At 43.7% G+C, this 17840-nt stretch carries 13 protein-coding genes and 1 pseudogene; 5 read left to right on the forward strand and 9 right to left on the reverse strand.

From position 1 onward, the window contains the following. Positions 1–360 precede the first annotated feature (360 nt). On the reverse strand, positions 361–2943 hold the full coding sequence (clpB, locus tag E0H88_RS13780; protein ID WP_131274599.1) for an ATP-dependent chaperone ClpB: 2583 nt from the start codon (positions 2941–2943) through the stop codon (positions 361–363). Positions 2944–3390: 447 nt separating this feature from the next. Further along, a complete protein-coding gene (locus tag E0H88_RS13785) occupies positions 3391–3813 on the reverse strand; it encodes an OsmC family protein (protein WP_131274600.1) in 423 nt (140 codons plus the stop codon). Between the two features lie 147 nt (positions 3814–3960). Here E0H88_RS13785 and crp point away from each other — a divergent pair, with 147 nt between their 5' ends. Both crp and E0H88_RS13795 read left to right on the forward strand, forming a co-directional pair. Then, the gene (gene crp / locus E0H88_RS13790; protein ID WP_092818482.1) at positions 3961–4668 is read left to right on the forward strand and encodes a cAMP-activated global transcriptional regulator CRP; all 708 of its coding nucleotides are present in this window, start codon (positions 3961–3963) and stop codon (positions 4666–4668) included. Between the two features lie 183 nt (positions 4669–4851). Next, positions 4852–5901, forward strand: a complete 1050-nt coding sequence (locus E0H88_RS13795) for an NADP(H)-dependent aldo-keto reductase (RefSeq protein ID WP_131274601.1) — start codon at positions 4852–4854, stop codon at positions 5899–5901. Between the two features lie 130 nt (positions 5902–6031). On the opposite strand, the gene E0H88_RS13800 is transcribed toward E0H88_RS13795, so the two are convergent. From E0H88_RS13800 to E0H88_RS13820, 5 genes are all read right to left on the reverse strand, one after another. Then, the gene (locus E0H88_RS13800; protein WP_092818484.1) at positions 6032–6808 is read right to left on the reverse strand and encodes a M48 family metallopeptidase; all 777 of its coding nucleotides are present in this window, start codon (positions 6806–6808) and stop codon (positions 6032–6034) included. 113 nt (positions 6809–6921) lie between these two features. Further along, positions 6922–7230 (reverse strand): hypothetical protein, encoded by a 309-nt coding sequence (locus E0H88_RS13805; protein ID WP_092818485.1) that lies wholly within the window; start codon positions 7228–7230, stop codon positions 6922–6924. A gap of 192 nt (positions 7231–7422) precedes the next feature. Next, positions 7423–8742 carry an adenylosuccinate synthase gene (locus E0H88_RS13810; protein ID WP_131274602.1) on the reverse strand — a complete coding sequence of 440 codons (1320 nt, stop codon included), beginning with the start codon at positions 8740–8742 and terminating at the stop codon, positions 7423–7425. Between the two features lie 70 nt (positions 8743–8812). Beyond that, positions 8813–9979 (reverse strand): ATP phosphoribosyltransferase regulatory subunit, encoded by a 1167-nt coding sequence (locus tag E0H88_RS13815; RefSeq protein ID WP_131274603.1) that lies wholly within the window; start codon positions 9977–9979, stop codon positions 8813–8815. 345 nt (positions 9980–10324) lie between these two features. Continuing rightward, complete coding sequence (locus tag E0H88_RS13820) at positions 10325–11254, reverse strand: alpha/beta fold hydrolase (RefSeq protein WP_213074931.1); 930 nt, start codon at positions 11252–11254, stop codon at positions 10325–10327. Between the two features lie 68 nt (positions 11255–11322). Here E0H88_RS13820 and E0H88_RS16170 point away from each other — a divergent pair. Continuing rightward, a pseudogene (locus tag E0H88_RS16170) lies at positions 11323–11589 on the forward strand (AzlD family protein). Positions 11590–11611: 22 nt separating this feature from the next. On the opposite strand, the gene E0H88_RS13830 reads toward E0H88_RS16170, so the two are convergent. Then, positions 11612–11929, reverse strand: a complete 318-nt coding sequence (locus E0H88_RS13830; RefSeq protein ID WP_409976756.1) for a hypothetical protein — start codon at positions 11927–11929, stop codon at positions 11612–11614. Positions 11930–12325: 396 nt separating this feature from the next. Further along, positions 12326–13354 carry a type I glyceraldehyde-3-phosphate dehydrogenase gene (locus tag E0H88_RS13835; protein ID WP_131274604.1) on the reverse strand — a complete coding sequence of 343 codons (1029 nt, stop codon included), beginning with the start codon at positions 13352–13354 and terminating at the stop codon, positions 12326–12328. 432 nt (positions 13355–13786) lie between these two features. Between E0H88_RS13835 and alaS the strand changes: the two genes are divergently transcribed. Continuing rightward, positions 13787–16480 (forward strand): alanine--tRNA ligase, encoded by a 2694-nt coding sequence (gene alaS / locus E0H88_RS13840; RefSeq protein WP_171259619.1) that lies wholly within the window; start codon positions 13787–13789, stop codon positions 16478–16480. Between the two features lie 65 nt (positions 16481–16545). Continuing rightward, complete coding sequence (locus E0H88_RS13845) at positions 16546–17826, forward strand: aspartate kinase (RefSeq protein WP_092818491.1); 1281 nt, start codon at positions 16546–16548, stop codon at positions 17824–17826. The last annotated feature ends 14 nt before the right edge of the window (positions 17827–17840 follow it).

Consider the following 17840-nt stretch of genomic DNA (forward strand, 5'->3'; position numbering starts at 1 on the left):
TTCCAATAAGTTGCTTCAAATTTAATAAAGAAATCATCAATTACACAGAATAATTGGGTACTATTAAACATCAGGACTAGAGTTGTGAGTTTTGTGTGGTAACTCAACTGATGGCTCTAGTCCGCTTATTTTTCAAGTCAATTTCTTATCCGAGATTCGGGTTATAATTAATTTTTTTAACAAAAGATAATTATTTTTTAATAATTAATAACTTACACACATAAAAAACCAAAAAAACTTTAAAAATTATGTCAATTTTTTACCTAAAATTTCACTTTTTCGACTGAAATTGTCAGGCATAAAAAAACCCGGCCGAAGCCAGGTTTTTCTCAATTTTTATCTTTTAGTAAAGACAAGTAACTAACTTAATTTCATTTTCTCGAACTCGAGATGACCATTTTCACCCTTAACATGAATGGTATCTCCTGGGATAAATTCACCACCCAGGATTTTTTGAGCCAAGCTATTTTCAATTTGCTGTTGAATGGCACGTTTCAATGGACGAGCACCGTACACCGGATCAAAACCAGCTTCAATCAACTGATCAAACGCACTGTCATCCACTGTTAGTCTCATATCTTTTTCACTTAAACGTTCACGTAAACGCTCCAACTGAATATCGGCAATACCACGAATTTGTGCTTTTTTGAGTGAATGGAACACGACCAACTCATCAATACGGTTAATAAATTCCGGACGGAAGTGTTGAGATACAGCACCCATCACCACTGCACGAACTTCATCATCAGATGCGTTGTCCCCCAATTCACGAACATCTTGTGAACCCAGATTGGAAGTCAACACAATCACCGTATTTTTAAAGTCCACTACACGGCCTTGTGAGTCGGTTAAGCGGCCATCATCCAGTACTTGCAGCAAGATGTTAAACACATCTGGATGCGCTTTCTCGACCTCATCGAATAACACCACGCTATAAGGCTTACGGCGTACCGCTTCAGTCAAGATCCCGCCCTCTTCATAACCAACGTATCCCGGAGGCGCACCCACCAGACGGCTGACCGAATGCTTCTCCATGAATTCACTCATGTCAATACGCACCATGGCATCATCACTGTCGAACAGGAAGTTTGCCAAAGCTTTGGTCAATTCGGTTTTACCTACCCCGGTTGGACCGAGGAACAGGAACGAACCACTTGGACGGTTCGGGTCAGACAAGCCTGCACGTGAACGGCGCACCGCATTGGACACAGCCACCACAGCTTCATCCTGCCCAACCACACGGCTATGCAGGAATTCTTCCATATTCAGCAGTTTTTCACGCTCACCTTGCAGCATTTTCGCAACAGGAATACCCGTTGCAGCACTGACCACTTCTGCAATTTCATTTTCAGTGACTTTGGTACGGATCAGTTTCGGTTCCTCACCGTTTTCCTCTGCGACTTCTTCAGCGGCAAGACGTTTTTGCAATTCAGGAATCACCCCGTATTGCAAACGGCTGGCTTCTGCCAAATCACCTTCACGCTGGGCTTTTTCAAATGCGGTACGTGCCTTGTCCAGTTCTACTTGCGCCTGACTGGTGCCTTCAACCAGCCGTTTTTCAGCAATCCACTGTTCTTCCAGATCGCTGTATTCTTTCTGCACTTCTGCAATCTGTTTTTCCAGGTGTGAAACTTCTGCTTTGCTGCCTGAATCTTCATCCTGCTTCACCGCTTCCAACTGCATCTTCAACTGGATTAAACGGCGGTCCAAGCGGTCGAGTGGTTCAGGTTTGGAATCAATTTCCATTTTAATCCGTGAAGCTGCTTCATCAATCAAATCAATGGCTTTATCCGGCAATTGACGGTCAGTGATGTAACGGTGAGACATTTTCGCAGCAGCAATAATGGCTGAATCCAGAATCTGCACCCCGTGATGGGTCGCATATTTTTCTTTTAAGCCACGCAGAATTGCAATGGTATCTTCAACGCTTGGTTCATCCACCAATACTTTCTGGAAACGGCGTTCCAGTGCGGCATCTTTTTCAATGAACTGACGATATTCATCCAGCGTGGTTGCACCTACACAGCGCAGCTCACCACGGGCCAATGCAGGTTTCAGCATATTGCCTGCATCCATGGCACCCTCACCCTTACCTGCGCCCACCAGGGTATGCAACTCATCAATGAACAGAATGATTTCGCCTTCATGTTTGGCCAGGTCTTTCAGAACAGCTTTTAAGCGTTCCTCAAACTCACCGCGATATTTTGCACCCGCCAGCAATGAACCCAAGTCCAAAGATAAAACGCGTTTACCTTTCAGGCCTTCTGGAACTTCACCATTAACAATACGCTGTGCCAAACCTTCAACAATCGCCGTTTTACCTACACCAGGTTCACCAATCAGTACCGGATTGTTTTTGGTACGACGTGACAACACCTGAATGGTACGTCGGATTTCTTCATCTCGCCCAATCACCGGATCCAGTTTGCCGGACATGGCGCGTTCAGTTAAGTCTATGGTGTATTTATTGAGTGAATCACGTTGATCTTCATGGGTATTACTCATGACTTTTTCGTCACCTCGAATTTTTTCAATCGCTTTGCGTAAACTTTCACTGGTTACGCCGACATTGTTGAGTAAAGTTTTGGTTGCACCGGTTTCAGCCAAAGCGAGTAGCACCCAGTCGGTAGATAAAAATTCATCTCCGGCTTTTTGGGCATAACTGTCTGCCAGATTCAAAGCGCGTACTGCTTCAGGATTAAGGTTGATATCTCCAGTCGGATTGGCAATGGTCGGTGCATCATTTAATGCTTGCTGCACTTTGGTTTGCAGATCACGCAGATTTGCCCCGGCTTGCTGAAACAGGCTGATATTGGCAGGCTCTTCCAGTAGCACCGATAAAATATGGATACCCGCGATGGCAGTATGGTCTTTACCCATGGCCAGAGATTGAGCATCTGATAGAGCTTGCTGCAAGCGGTTTGTAAATTTTTCAAAACGCATTCTTATTTTCCTCACAACAAATTTTGTACTTGGATAAAAGATGGGAATGGTTTGATATTTTTCAATAATATTTTTAAAAAATATTTTTAAATTTCAAGAACTAATATAATTAAAGTTAAATATAAACCTTAATTATAATATGGGTATTTAAGCTAGTTTTTTCAAGTTCATTTGGGTCATTTATATATGAAATTTTATTCCATATATATTTTTTTGTATCTTTTAAATAAATGCCATGAGACTTTTGAAAATTTATTTTGACTATGAGTCAATTCATCTGCTTGATGAACCTTCTAGGATTGAATGTTTGGAGGAAAAGATCTATTAAAATGCTATAGATTATTTTTAAATCCTTCTCAGGAGGGAATCTTTATCTTTATGGGTATTTTTTAATGCTGATACAGCATAAAAATGGCAATCCGGAAATGAATTGCCATCTAAAGTGGATTATTCCGCTTCAATAATTTCAAAATCGTGGGTAATTTCTACACCACCATCCGATAACATTTTGCTTGCAGAACAATATTTTTCAGCTGAAAGTTCAACTGCTTTAGCGACCTGTTTTTCTTTGACTGCTTTACCCGTTACCACGAAATGTAAATGGATTTTGGTAAACACGGCTGGGATGCTATCCGCACGTTCAGCTTTGAGCTGACACACGACATCCGTCACATCTTGGCGTGATTTTTTTAAAATCGTCACAATATCAAAGGAAGCACACCCACCAAGTCCCATTAATATCAATTCCATAGGACGTGGTCCACGGTTTTGACCGCCATATGCTTCAGCCCCATCCATCACGATTTGGTGACCACTTTCCGATTTTGCCTCAAAAGCAACATTCTCTAGCCAATGAACGCTTGTTTGCATTGCAACTACCTGAAAAAAACTATAAATTTACGATGTACCTGTACACTAACATAAATTGAGTTGAGAAGGAATTTCAGCTCTTCTGTGTGACAAGTTCACTTTAGGTCTTGTGCGATCTATTAATTATCCATATTCGGAACCGTTAGCATGACTTCAAACTTTTCACAACTTAGCACTGATGCACTGTCTCCAGGTCAACTTCCAGAGTCAGTGAAAGCATTATTAAAACGTGCCTATATAAATCGTTATCCAAAACGCACTGCAATTGTAGATGCAGGCTCAGAATCAAAATCGCTTTATTTGATTTTAAAAGGTTCAGTTTCCATTATTTTACGTGAAGATGATGAACGTGAAATTGTAGTTGCTTATTTGAATGCTGGAGACTTTTTTGGGGAAATGGGTCTTTTTGAAGCAAATCCACAACGTACTGCAGAAGTTCGTACACGTGACGTATGTGAAATTGCCGAAATCACCTATGAAAACTTCCACGAATTAAGCAAACAGTATCCAGACCTGAGCTATGCCGTATTTGCCCAGCTTGTACGTCGCTTAAAAAATACGACACGTAAAGTGACTGACCTGGCATTTATTGATGTATCCGGCCGTATTGCACGCTGCCTGATTGACCTTTCTTCACAACCAGAAGCCATGATTTTACCAAATGGCCGCCAAATCCGTATTACCCGTCAGGAAATTGGCCGTATTGTGGGTTGTTCGCGTGAAATGGTCGGCCGTGTCCTAAAAACCTTGGAAGAACAAGGCATGATTCAGACCGATGGTAAAGCCATCCTGATTTATGATGTTTCTGCTGAAGAAAATGATGCGTCTTTAGAAGACGAGGATGATGAAGAATAAGTTTTCTTCCATTCACCATAAAAGCAAATCCTGAGATTTGCTTTTTTTATGTCTATGTTTCTGAGCTGTTCTTTTTAAATTTTTATGACAACTTTAAAACAATTCATGATTTAACGCCGATCCGAAAATCAGTTAGCCTAGTGCACGATTTCAAACTTGATAAAAATTAAAGGATCCACCTTTATGCGACTCAAACCTTTAGCCAACACCGGGATTCTGCTTCCTGAAATTTGTTTGGGCACCATGACCTTTGGCGAACAAAATACCCAGGCAGAAGCCTTTCAACAGCTTGAATATGCTTTAGATCAAGGGTTATTTTTCTGGGATACGGCAGAAATGTATCCGGTACCGCCAAAGCCTGAAACTCAAGGAGCAACTGAAACCATCCTGGGCAACTGGATTGCACAGCGTGGTCAGCGCGACCAGCTGTTCATTGCTTCAAAAATTGCCGGTCCTTCACAAGGCGGCAGCCATATCCGTGACGGCAAAACCCGCTTTACTGCAGCTGAGATTAGCTCGGCACTTGATGGTTCCTTAAAACGTTTACAAAGCGATTATATCGACCTGTATCAGTTACATTGGCCACAACGCCCAACCAATTTCTTTGGCAAGCTTGGCTATGGCAACACAGAAGCGCAAAACCAGCAGCAAGTCACTGCCCTGGAAGAAACCTTAAGTGCCTTAAGTGATGAAATTAAAAAAGGCCGTATCCGTTATATCGGGCTGTCTAATGAAACCCCGTGGGGAACTTTAAAGTTTTTACATCTGGCTGAAAAATTAGGCCTGGAAAAATTTGTCAGCGTACAAAACCCTTATAACCTGCTGAACCGGACTTATGAAATTGGCATGTCTGAAATTGCCCATTATGAAAATGTCGGCTTACTTGCTTACTCACCTCTCGCTTTTGGTTACCTGACCGGTAAATTCCGTCATGGCGCTCGTCCAGCCAATGCACGGGTTACCCTATTTTCCCGTTTTAGCCGTTATAGCAATCCTGAAAGTGAATGGGCAAACGAACAGTATGCTCAGCTTGCAGAACGGCATGGTTTAACCCTGACCCAACTGGCATTGGCATTTATCAAGCAGCAATTCTTTGTGACCAGTACCATTATTGGCGCAACCAATCTGGATCAACTGAAAGAAAATATTCAGGCTTTTGACATTGATTTATCGGCAGAAGTTTTACAGGGCATTGAAGAGATTCACCGCCAGCAGCCGAATCCGGCACCATAGATATTCCGCCGCAACTCATTAAGGTGAAGCGCTGCTTCACCTGCGTCAAATAACTTATATTTTTTAAAATCAAAAACTTTGCATACAAAAAAAAGGATGCTTATTGCATCCTTTTTTGCTTAACGACTGATTAACGTCTGTTATAGATGGCTTGAGCAGCTGGCAAGTTTTTACGCATTGCTTCAATACGCTGACCATTTGAAGGGTGAGTCGACAGGAATGATGTACCGCCCGCACCTTCTAACTTGTTCATTTTTTCCCAAAGCGTGATTGCGGCTTGAGGGTTATAACCGGCACGCGCCATCAGCATCAAACCACCTTGGTCAGCACGGCTTTCAAGGCTACGTGAATAGGGCAAACCTACACCCACCTGTGCACCTAACTGAGCTGCTGCTGCGCCCAATTGACCGACATTATTGCCTGCATAGCCCAAACCAATGTTTAACGCCAGGTCCGTTAAAGCCTGTGCACCAATTTTTTGTTTGGAATGTTCTTCCAAGGCATGCACCATTTCATGGCCCATCACCGCTGCAATTTCAGCATCGGTCAGATTTAACTTATTCACAATACCAGTGTAAAACACCACTTTACCACCTGGTGCCACATAAGCATTGATCTGGTCTGATTTCAACACAGCCAGTTGCCAGTCGAACTTTTGACCTGTCTGGTTGATTTGGTCGCCATAAGGTTTTAGACGTAAAAATACCGAATTAATTCGCTTATAAGTCGCAGATGAAGTATCTAAGGTTTTATTGGCACTCGCTTCCTGAACAGTCTTATTAAAGCCCTGCGCAGCAGTAACATTTAATGTGGATGAGTCTGCCCCTGCCATGTCCGCTACAGTAGTACAACCGGAAATCGTGATTACACTTGCTGCACACAAACTTAAAATCAGCTTGCTGTTCATTATAATAATCTCCACCTTGAAAATAGATATCTCTTTTCAAGAGATTATATGAAATAGTGGATAATCTTTAAATTAATATTATCTCCACAATCATATCATTTATGTAAACAGGCTTATTTAAGAAATTGAAAACTAAGCCAATAAATTAAACACAATACATTCAGCCCCAAATATATCTGGCAAAGTGGTTTAATTTTCTGTTCCAGTTGTTCATTTTTACGCTTAAAAAATAAAAACGCATTTTGAATAAGCACGACCGGAACCAAAATACATGCAACGATGACACTTAATCCAATGAACGCCGCATTAATAATTGCGGGATCCTGTGTTTGTGCCTGAATAACCAGCATGGCAATCGTCGGTGCACCACCCATTGCAAACAGTAATGAATAAAACATCGTCGCTGATATATTTTTATGCATCATGCACAACCTTGTATTTGTTTTATATTCGACATTCTAGCAAGTGCAAGTGAATTAAACAGTATGCTCAGATGCAACTTTAGTCTGGCAAAATCCTTCGCATATGTCATGTTGCTATCTTTTCCAAATAAAACCGGCAAAAAAAAAGCCCCACAATTGTGGGGCTTTTTATACGTCCTGATTCTGGGCAGATTAAGCTTCGAATGGATGGCGAAGAATAATTGTTTCTTCACGGTCTGGACCAGTTGAAATGATGTCGATTGGACATTCAATCAATTGCTCAAGACGTTTTACGTAGTTAAGTGCAGCTTCTGGTAACTGATCAATTGATTTAGCACCAAAAGTAGACTCAGACCAGCCTGGCATGGTTTCGTAGATTGGTTTTAACGTTTCGAATGCAAGGGCATCAGAAGAACCTACGCAACCAGAATCAGCAGCTTCGTAACCGACACAGATTTTCACTTCTTCTAAACCGTCAAGAACGTCAAGTTTAGTCAAGCAGATACCAGAAAGTGAGTTTACTTCTACTGAACGGCGAAGAATTTCAGCATCGAACCAACCACAACGACGTTGACGGCCAGTAGACGCACCAAATTCTGAACCTACAGTACCCAAGTGTTTACCGATTGCATCACCAACATCGTTCGCAGCATCGTAAACAAGTTCAGTTGGGAATGGACCAGCACCTACACGTGTTGTATAGGCTTTAGTAATACCCAATACATAGTCAAGGTGTAATGGACCAAGACCTGAACCTGAGCTTACGCCACCGGCAGTCGTGTTTGAAGACGTTACATACGGGTATGTACCATGGTCAACGTCAAGAAGTGAACCTTGCGCGCCTTCAAACATGATGTTGTCACCGTTTTTACGGTATTTATGAAGTTCACCTGTTACGTCCACAACTAATGGAGCAACAACTTCACGCCATTGGTCGCAAAGAGCAAGTACATCTTCAACATTAACCGCTTCTACACCGTAGAATTGAGTCAACTGGAAGTTATGGTATTCAAGAAGCTCGGTAAGTTGAGCTTTAAGATGTTCACCACCACGTACCAGGTCAGCAACACGAATTGCACGACGTGCAACTTTATCTTCGTACGCAGGACCAATACCACGGCCAGTTGTACCAATTTTTGCATTGCCACGTTTTTTCTCACGTGCCTGATCAAGTGCAATGTGGTTTGGAAGGATTAACGGACAGTTTGGAGAAATACGTAAACGCTCACGTACTGGCACGCCTTCTTTTTCAAGAATATCCATCTCTTTAATCAGCGCTTCCGGTGAAAGTACAACACCGTTACCAATTAAGCACAGTACGTTTTCACGTAAAATACCAGATGGAATGAGGTGTAATACAGTTTTCTTACCACCAACCACAAGAGTATGGCCTGCGTTGTGTCCGCCTTGATAACGAACGACCGCTGCCGCTTGATCTGTGAGCAGGTCGACGATTTTGCCTTTACCTTCGTCGCCCCATTGGGTACCGAGTACCACAACATTCTTGCCCATAATAGCCTCATTGCATCATGCTGTTAAAATAGAAAACACAACTGAATGACATGAACATCCAGTTCTGCGATTAAATCGGTTCGACTGTCCACTCACCCGCCTTGTTCACCAACTGGTGAGTCGCAAACGGAATCGAGTTTAAATCATCATTACCTAATAACTGAATCACACTTAAGCCTTGTGCACGCAGAGCAGCGATCGCCTCAAGCAATGCTTTGTCTGTACCTTTCGGTGCAACCACTTTTTGAACCTGTTTGAACTGACCTGCACTGAGTGCATATAAGTCACAAGAGAAGCCTGTTGCCGGGCGCGCGCGTCCAAAATGTTCGCCAATGCCGTCATAACGACCACCTTGGGCCAGCGGTGCTGCACGGTTTGGCGCATAGACGGCATACATTAAACCAGTGTGGTAGTGATATGAACGAAGTTCCACAACATCAATACCAATATGCAAGTCTGGCCAACGTGTCTGAATTTCAGACCGGGTCGTTTTTACTGCATCAAATGCCTGTTTGAATGCCAGGTCTGCAATAATTTCAGCACTGAGGTTGGCTTCTAAGGCATTCAAATCACTTGAATAGCGGCCTAGTGCATAAAAATCTGCACCGAATTTTAATTCTTGTGTGAATTCAGCCAGTTCAGGCAAGGCTTTGCGCTGGTAAAGATCCGAAAGCTGATTTTCTTCCGCCTTGGTTAAACCAGCATGTTTAACCAGACTGCGGAACAAGCCCACATGCCCTAAATCCAGATGGATGCCATCCGCGAAGCTTGCTGTTTTTAATAAGTTGAGCATTACGTCAATCATTTCGACGTCAGCATCAATACTGTCTGAACCAAAAAGTTCCGCACCCAGTTGCAACGGGGCACGCGTGGTATTAAAACCTTGAGGCTTAGTGTGTAAAACCGTACCAGCGTAGCAATAACGCGCTACACCTTCGACCGGATATACATGCGCATCGATACGGGCCACTTGCGGTGTCATATCGGCACGCACACCCAGCAAACGGCCAGAAAGCTGGTCGATGACTTTAAAAGTGGCTAAGTCTAAATCTTGATTCGATTCTGAAAGAGAAGAAAGAGATTCGATGTATTCGATAAATGGCGTGTACACCAGCTGATAACCTCGAGATGCGAGGAAATCCAATGCTTCACGGCGCAAAGCTTCTATTACTTGCGCTTGTTCTGGTAATACATCAGCTACACCATCAGGTAATAACCATGTCTCTGAAATGGGCATGTTGTAAACCTAAATACTTGTCAGCGCGGAAGTAATCCGCATAAAAAAATCGGGAGCACACCCGATTTCTCCTAGTCTAGCACGATCATCTTTACTGTGCATCAGACTTTTGCATAAAAGATGTGATTCATTGCCAATTAAATAATTTTTATACTTTGACTCTATCTCGCGACTTTAAAATCAAATATAAGTTAGCCACTCCAGGCACTGGGATCACGTTATTTTGCCTGGATTAACATCAGAAATGCCCTCTGTTTTGCAATATAACTGGTCACTCTCCATGCTTGTGATGAACATTCATGTTACATGGGGAGCGCTAACAAGCACATCGCGCTCGAAGACTTTTTAGAGGGAATCAAGAAAACCCAGAAGTAGAGCATTGACCACATCGCACGATTCCTGCTGCAGCCAATGACCAGCCTTTGGGATGACTTGAGATATTTGGAGCTGAGGCACTAAAAAAGGCATTGCATTGATGATATCTTTCATCCCAGGAATGGCAAGTCCGGTATCTCGTTCACCAAAGAGATACATTGCGGGCACATTGACATGCAAGCCTTGAAAGCAACTTCTGATTCCCATTTTTGGTCTAGGTTGCGCTAGTAATTCAGACCACCGAAAGCCACTTTGCTCGAATGAGCGCACAAATAAGGTAAAGTCATCAAGACCAAGCCAACCTGGTAGGGTTTGAGGATCAGGCAGAGTGCTGAGCAATCCGCCAGAGCGAGGAACCATTCCAAACGGATTCGGTGTTTTGGGATCATCACGCGGGCCGGCATCCCCTGAAGCGGCAAAGTATATTTTTCGCAGGGTTGCAGCAACATTGGCTTCCAGCTCACGCTCCGCAAGCCCCGGTGATGCAAAGTAATGTGTGTAGAACCAAGCATCGGAAGTTTGTGGGAAAAGCTTGCTGGGTAGCATGGGTGCACGTCCCATCATAGGCACGCCCAGTGCCGTGACCGCACGAAATCGGTCTGGCCGGATAAGTGCTGCTTGCCAAGCTATCATCGCACCCCAGTCCCCTCCAACAATGACGGCTTGCTTCTCTCCAAGCGCATCCATAAGAGCGACCATGTCACCGATCACTTGCAGCACCGTATACGCGCCGACTGCCTCTGGCCGGTCGCTACCCCCATAACCACGGAGGTCAGGTGCGACAGTACGGTAGCCTGCAGCGGCTAGTGCGGACAACTGGTTACGCCATACATGGGAAGTTTCTGGAAATCCGTGGCAGAACAGGACCAGCGGGCCCTGACCTTTTTCTATCAGATTCAAGCGTATGCCATTTGCTTCGACCCGGCGATAAGAAGGTATGTCATGTTGCTTTCTTTTCAGGTGAACCTATGCTGTTCTGTAATATCTATCTGACACGTATCCTGCGCTATGTTTGACTCAAAAATAAAACACTCAGCAATAAGCAATCCCAAATTATAGAAGTTGTGCCCGGCAGCGTGCTGAACTCAGTCATTGCAACATATTTTGTCAATGACAACCCCGCGAATATGATTGCTATTACCATTATCCTGCTGGCAGCATCACGTTTTTCTTTATCACCTACGCTGGCCATAAGTATGGCATCCGCAGCAGTTTTAAGAATGCTACGGGCATAAAGCTTGCCTTTAAATTTTTAAATTAAAGTGAGGTTTTGTCGGTTGAATGAACCGTTTTTGCCAATAGTCCAATCAATTCGGCATTTTGGGATTCCACCTGACTCAGTTTAGTCGTGGTCTTATCAATTACCTCTTGCTGAATATGCATTTTCTTCGCCAGGTCCTGCATAATTTCCAGGGTTTTTTTAAGGTTTTCTTCCAGATGAATCACTTTTGTTTCCAATTGTTGATTCAATTGAATTTCACTGAGGGCAGCACCTTGATTGGTAAATTGTGCCCAAATCAAAAAAATTACTGCTATGGCTAAAAGGAAAATAAATCCCCAGATAAATATCAACATAGGTACGCTGCTCGTGTTATTGATTGATGACTGATCTGTGTCATGAATCGATGGGATTAAATTTCAAAAGCTTATAATTTTCATATAGTAATCGAAAATTGATTATAAAATTAACCGTGCTTAGATTTATATTTATTATAAGCATCATTATAAGTCGACTTCGGGTCGGCAATTCACTGCCACTGCTAAATCATCAAATAAAATGTAACTTCATGGCAGCCTATTCATCCTACTGAAACCTGCATCTTTACTCAAGAATTAACAAACCATTCGAACAAATTGATAATAATTGAGTTACAGGTCGCATTATTTACCCCATACGCTATAAAACCCCATGTCTTTCAAAAGTAAGCAAGATGAAAAATCCATCTTGCACTCTCTTTTAAACAAGGCCCACTATTTATGGGTAAAGGATTCGCAGAGGTCCAGCAAGCGATTCGCATAGCCCCATTCATTGTCATACCAGGCAAAGACTTTGGCCTGATGTCCCACCACCATGGTTTGGCTTAAATCCACGATGAGTGAATAAGGCGAATGATTAAAGTCTGAGGAAACCACCGGTTCATCGGTAACATCCATAATTTCCGCATAATCCTGACGTGCCGACTTGATCAGGATCTCATTGATTTTATGTGCTGTGACATGCGACTGCGCAACAAAAGTGAGGTCAATGGCAGCTACATTAATGGTCGGTACGCGTATGGAATAGCCATCTATACGCTCTGCCATTTTTGGCATCACCCGTTTTAATGCCCCCAGCGCCGAAGATGTGGTTGGAATAATGTTATGTCCCGAAGCACGGGCACGGCGTAAATCGCGGTGGGCATGATCCAGCACCGACTGATCTGCCGTCACTGCATGAATTTCTGTCATCAGTGCGGTATCAATGCCAAAAGCATCATCAATAATTTTAACCAAAGGCACCAAGGCCTGCGTGGTGCAGGATACACTGGAAATGATCTGGTCTGTGGCTTTGACTTCGTGATGGTTGACCCCATACACAATGGCCACATCCACCGTATCAAAGGGTGCAGCACCAATAATGACGCGTTTTGCCCCTGCGTGAATATGCCCTGTGGCTGCTGCACGCGAACGGAATAAACCGGTACATTCCAGCACCACATCAATATTTAAGTCCTTCCAAGGCAGGCTTTCAGGCTGTTGCTGACCAAAGACCTGTACTTTTAATTGCGCCAGACCTGCAGAAATGTGCAAAAAAATCTGTTCATCCTGTAAAAGCACTTCAACCTTGCCCTTAAAGCGGCCATGGGTGGTGTCGTATTTAAATAAATGCACCAGTGTTTCTACATCTGCAATATCGTTAATGGCCACGATATCAAAATGAAAATCCTTAGGATTTTCAAACCAAGCCCGTAATACATTGCGACCAATTCGCCCGAAACCATTAATGGCTACTCGTTGCATCAGATATCCTTAACTCTTGGGTAGATGTAAACACAGCTCTATGTTAATGGATTTTAACCAGATACCGATACCATTTATGCTGTTCTATGCATGAAAAATCTCGCTGCAAGGGTTTCAGCCTGCTGCTTTTAAGCTTATTTTGCCTCAAAATTTATTCAGAGAAGACCGCATCAAAATATTTACTTCACTTTTCATTTATTTTATATCCTATACCTAAAGCAGAATTCGGCTGATCAATTGAAGGCCAGAAAGCCAAATACCGCTTAAATAGAATTGTGATTAATTCGCCTTAAAGTGATTGGTGCATGCGGCTTTTTCCGTTATACTTTAGCGTTTTAAAATTTTAAGCCAGTATCTCAAGCCAGCTTTATAAAAGTAAGACTTGCTTGACGTGCTATTAGCCAAATACAAGATTTATGGAGTGACTTGGTTGTGAGTACTCGTTTTATGACATCAGCTGAAATTCGCGAAGCTTTTTTAAGCTATTTTGAATCGCAAGGGCATACACGTGTCGCGTCGAGTTCTCTGGTTCCTGCCAACGACCCAACATTATTGTTCACCAACGCTGGGATGAACCAGTTTAAAGACTGCTTCCTGGGTCTTGAAAAACGTGATTATGTACGTGCAGTGTCATCACAAAAATGTGTACGCGCTGGCGGTAAACACAACGACCTGGACAACGTCGGTTATACCGCACGTCACCACACATTCTTTGAAATGTTAGGCAACTTCTCTTTTGGTGATTATTTCAAGCGTGATGCAATCAAATTTGCCTGGGATTTTTTGACCAATGAGAAATGGTTAGGCTTACCAAAAGACAAACTCTATGCCACTGTTTACCATACCGATGACGAAGCTTTCGACATCTGGAACAAAGAAATTGGTTTAGATGCATCTCGCATCATCCGTATTGGCGACAACAAAGGCGGTCAATACGCATCGGACAACTTCTGGGCAATGGGTGATACCGGTCCTTGTGGTCCTTGTTCTGAAATCTTCTTTGACCATGGCGATCATATTTGGGGTGGCCTGCCAGGCACACCTGAAGAAGATGGCGACCGTTTCATCGAGATCTGGAACAACGTATTCATGCAGTTCAACCGTACTGCGGATGGCGTGCTCCACCCTCTTCCAGCACCATCTGTAGATACTGGCATGGGCTTGGAACGTATTTCTGCGGTATTGCAACACGTTAACTCAAACTACGAAATTGACCTGTTCCAGCACTTGTTAAAAGCTGCGGCTGAAATCATTGGCCTCGATACCACTGAAATTGAAGCTGCCGCAAAAGCAGCAAACAAACCTGTTGACTATCCTGCTTCCCTTAAAGTGGTTGCCGACCATGCCCGTTCATGCTGCTTCCTGATTGCAGATGGCGTAAACCCGTCGAATGAAGGCCGTGGTTATGTGCTGCGTCGCATCATCCGTCGTGCAGTGCGTCACGGTAACAAGTTAGGTGCAACAGGTTCATTCTTCCACAAAATGTTGCAACCTTTAATCGAAGCAATGGGTGCCGCATACCCTGAACTTGCGGCTAACCAGGCACGTATCGAAGCACAATTATTGAAAGAAGAAGAACAATTCGCGAAAACTTTAGAGCAAGGTCTGAAATTGCTTGAAGGCGAATTGGCTCAACTGAAAGGTTCTGTGATTCCAGGCGAAACCGTTTTCAGACTTTATGATACTTACGGCTTCCCGACTGACTTAACCGCTGACATCGCACGTGAACGCGACCTCACGATTGATGAAGCCGGCTTTGAAGTTGAAATGGCAGCACAACGTCAACGTGCACGTGATGCAGGTAAATTCGCCATCGACTACAACAGCATTGTAAAAGTTGAAGGTGAAACCCAGTTCGAAGGTTATAAAGCCACTCAAGCTCAAGGCCAGATTGTTGCAATCTATAAAGATGGCGAACAGGTTGACGAAGTGGTTGAAGGCGATGAAGCACTGATCGTATTGAACCAGACACCTTTCTATGCAGAAAGCGGCGGTCAGATTGGCGATACAGGTATCTTCAAAAACGATACCGGCATCTTCGAAGTTCAGGATACCAAGAAATCTGGTGGTGCATTCGTACACCAAGGTATCGTGACTATGGGTAGCTTAAAAGCCGCTCAATCTGTTGAAGCAATTGTTAAAGCAGACATCCGTGAAGCAACTGCACGCAACCACTCTGCAACACACCTGTTGCATGCTGCCCTTCGTCAAGTGTTGGGTTCTCATGTACAGCAAAAAGGTTCACTGGTTGCATCTGACATTTTACGTTTTGACTTTGCCAATGACCAACCTGTTTCATTCGAACAACTGCAGGAAGTTGAGCGTCTTGTTAACCGTGAAGTGATTGCCAACACCGCCGTTTCTACCGAGCTTCTCGACATCGAATCTGCCAAAGCAAAAGGTGCAATGATGCTGTTCGGTGAAAAATATGGCGATGAAGTTCGTGTACTTTCCATGGGTTCAATCATTGAAGATAAAAACTTCTCGATCGAACTGTGTGGCGGTATTCACGTGAAACGTACCGGTGACATCGGTCTGTTTAAAATCACTTCTGAAGGTGGTGTAGCGGCAGGTGTACGTCGTATCGAAGCGGTAACGGGCACAAAAGCGGTTGAAGTGGTTCAAAAAGCCGACCGTGATATCAACACCATCAACGGTCTGTTAAAAGCACAAAAAGAACAAACCATTGAGAAAGTTGAAGCGCTGGCAGATACAGCATCCAGCCTGCAAAAACAGATTGAACAGCTCAACCAGAAATTGGCAAACTTCCAGGCAGCTGAACTTTTAAGCCAAGTTCAAACTGTGGCTGGTCGTCAAACATTGATTACCACTGTGCAAAACATGGATGCGAAATCGCTTCGCAACCTGCACGATGGTGTAAAATCTAAATTAGACAATGCAGTGATTGTACTTGCGGCTGTAGAAGGTGATAAGGTCAGCCTTCTCGCTTCTGTAGCAAAAGACTTTACTGCAAACATTAAAGCAGGTGACATCATCAAACACTTGGCAACCGAGCTGGGTGGTAAAGGTGGTGGCAAACCTGACTTGGCACAAGGTGGCGCGCCACTTAACGAGAAGTTTGCGACAGTGATGGCAGATTTGACTGCTTGGCTTGAAGCAAAATAAAACTTCACCTTTTGTGTAACTGACCCTGACCGGAAAATCAGGGTCATGGTTTATATGGAACAACTATGGCATTAATCGTTCAAAAATATGGCGGTACCTCTATGGGTACTCCCGAGCGCATTTTAAATGTTGCTCGTCGTGTAAAGCGCTGGCATGACCACGGCCACAAGGTGGTGGTGGTGGTATCGGCAATGAGTGGCGAAACCAATCGCCTGCTTGCTTTAGCGAAGGCCATTACCGAAACCCCTGATCCACGCGAATTAGACCAGATGGTGTCTACGGGTGAACAGGTTACGATTTCTATGTTAGCGATGGCGCTTAACTCGATTGGAGTAGAAGCAAAATCACTGACTGGCCGCCAGGTTGGCATTAAAACCGACAGCGCATTTAATAAAGCCCGCATTGAGTCTATTGATACTGACGTACTCACTGAAAACCTGGATGCAGGCCGCGTACTTGTAGTTGCCGGTTTCCAGGGCTTTGATGAATTGGGCAACACCACAACTTTAGGTCGTGGTGGTTCAGATACCTCTGGCGTGGCACTTGCAGCTGCACTTAAAGCAGATGAATGCCAGATTTATACAGACGTAGATGGTGTTTATACCACTGACCCGCGCGTTGCACCAAAAGCGAAAAAAGTTGATCGTATTTCTTTTGAAGAAATGCTGGAAATGGCATCACTTGGTTCGAAAGTCCTGCAAATCCGTTCAGTTGAATTTGCTGGAAAATACCAAGTGCCTTTACGCGTATTATCAAGCTTCGATAACGACGATGATGGCGCATTTGACGAAGACTTCAAAAACAACGTCGGAACTCTTATTACTACTGAATTGGAAGACAACATGGAACAGCCAATTATCTCTGGTATCGCGTTTAACCGTGACGAAGCAAAATTGACTATCTTGGGCGTGCCTGACCTGCCTGGTATTGCATCCAAAATCCTGGCACCAATCGGTGCAGCGAATATTGAAGTCGACATGATCATCCAGAATGTGGAAGAAGACGGTACCACCGACTTCACTTTCACGGTCAACCGTGGCGAGTTTGCTAAAGCAAAAGCAATTCTGGAGCAAACTGCGAAAGAAATTGGTGCACGTGAAGTTGCGACCCGTTCAGACATCGTTAAAGTATCGATCGTGGGTGTAGGTATGCGCTCACATGCTGGCGTGGCAAGCAAAATGTTTACTGCTCTAGCTGAAGAAGGCATCAACATCCTAATGATTTCAACTTCAGAAATTAAAATTTCAGTGATCATTGAAGAAAATTATTTAGAGCTTGCTGTGCGTACTCTTCACACTGCTTTCGGTTTAGACCGTGAATCTGGTGAATCAAGCGCACGTGCTTAAATATGTAAAGTAAC

This window comes from Acinetobacter sp. ANC 4216 (assembly GCF_004331195.1).
Classification (GTDB): domain Bacteria; phylum Pseudomonadota; class Gammaproteobacteria; order Pseudomonadales; family Moraxellaceae; genus Acinetobacter; species Acinetobacter kookii.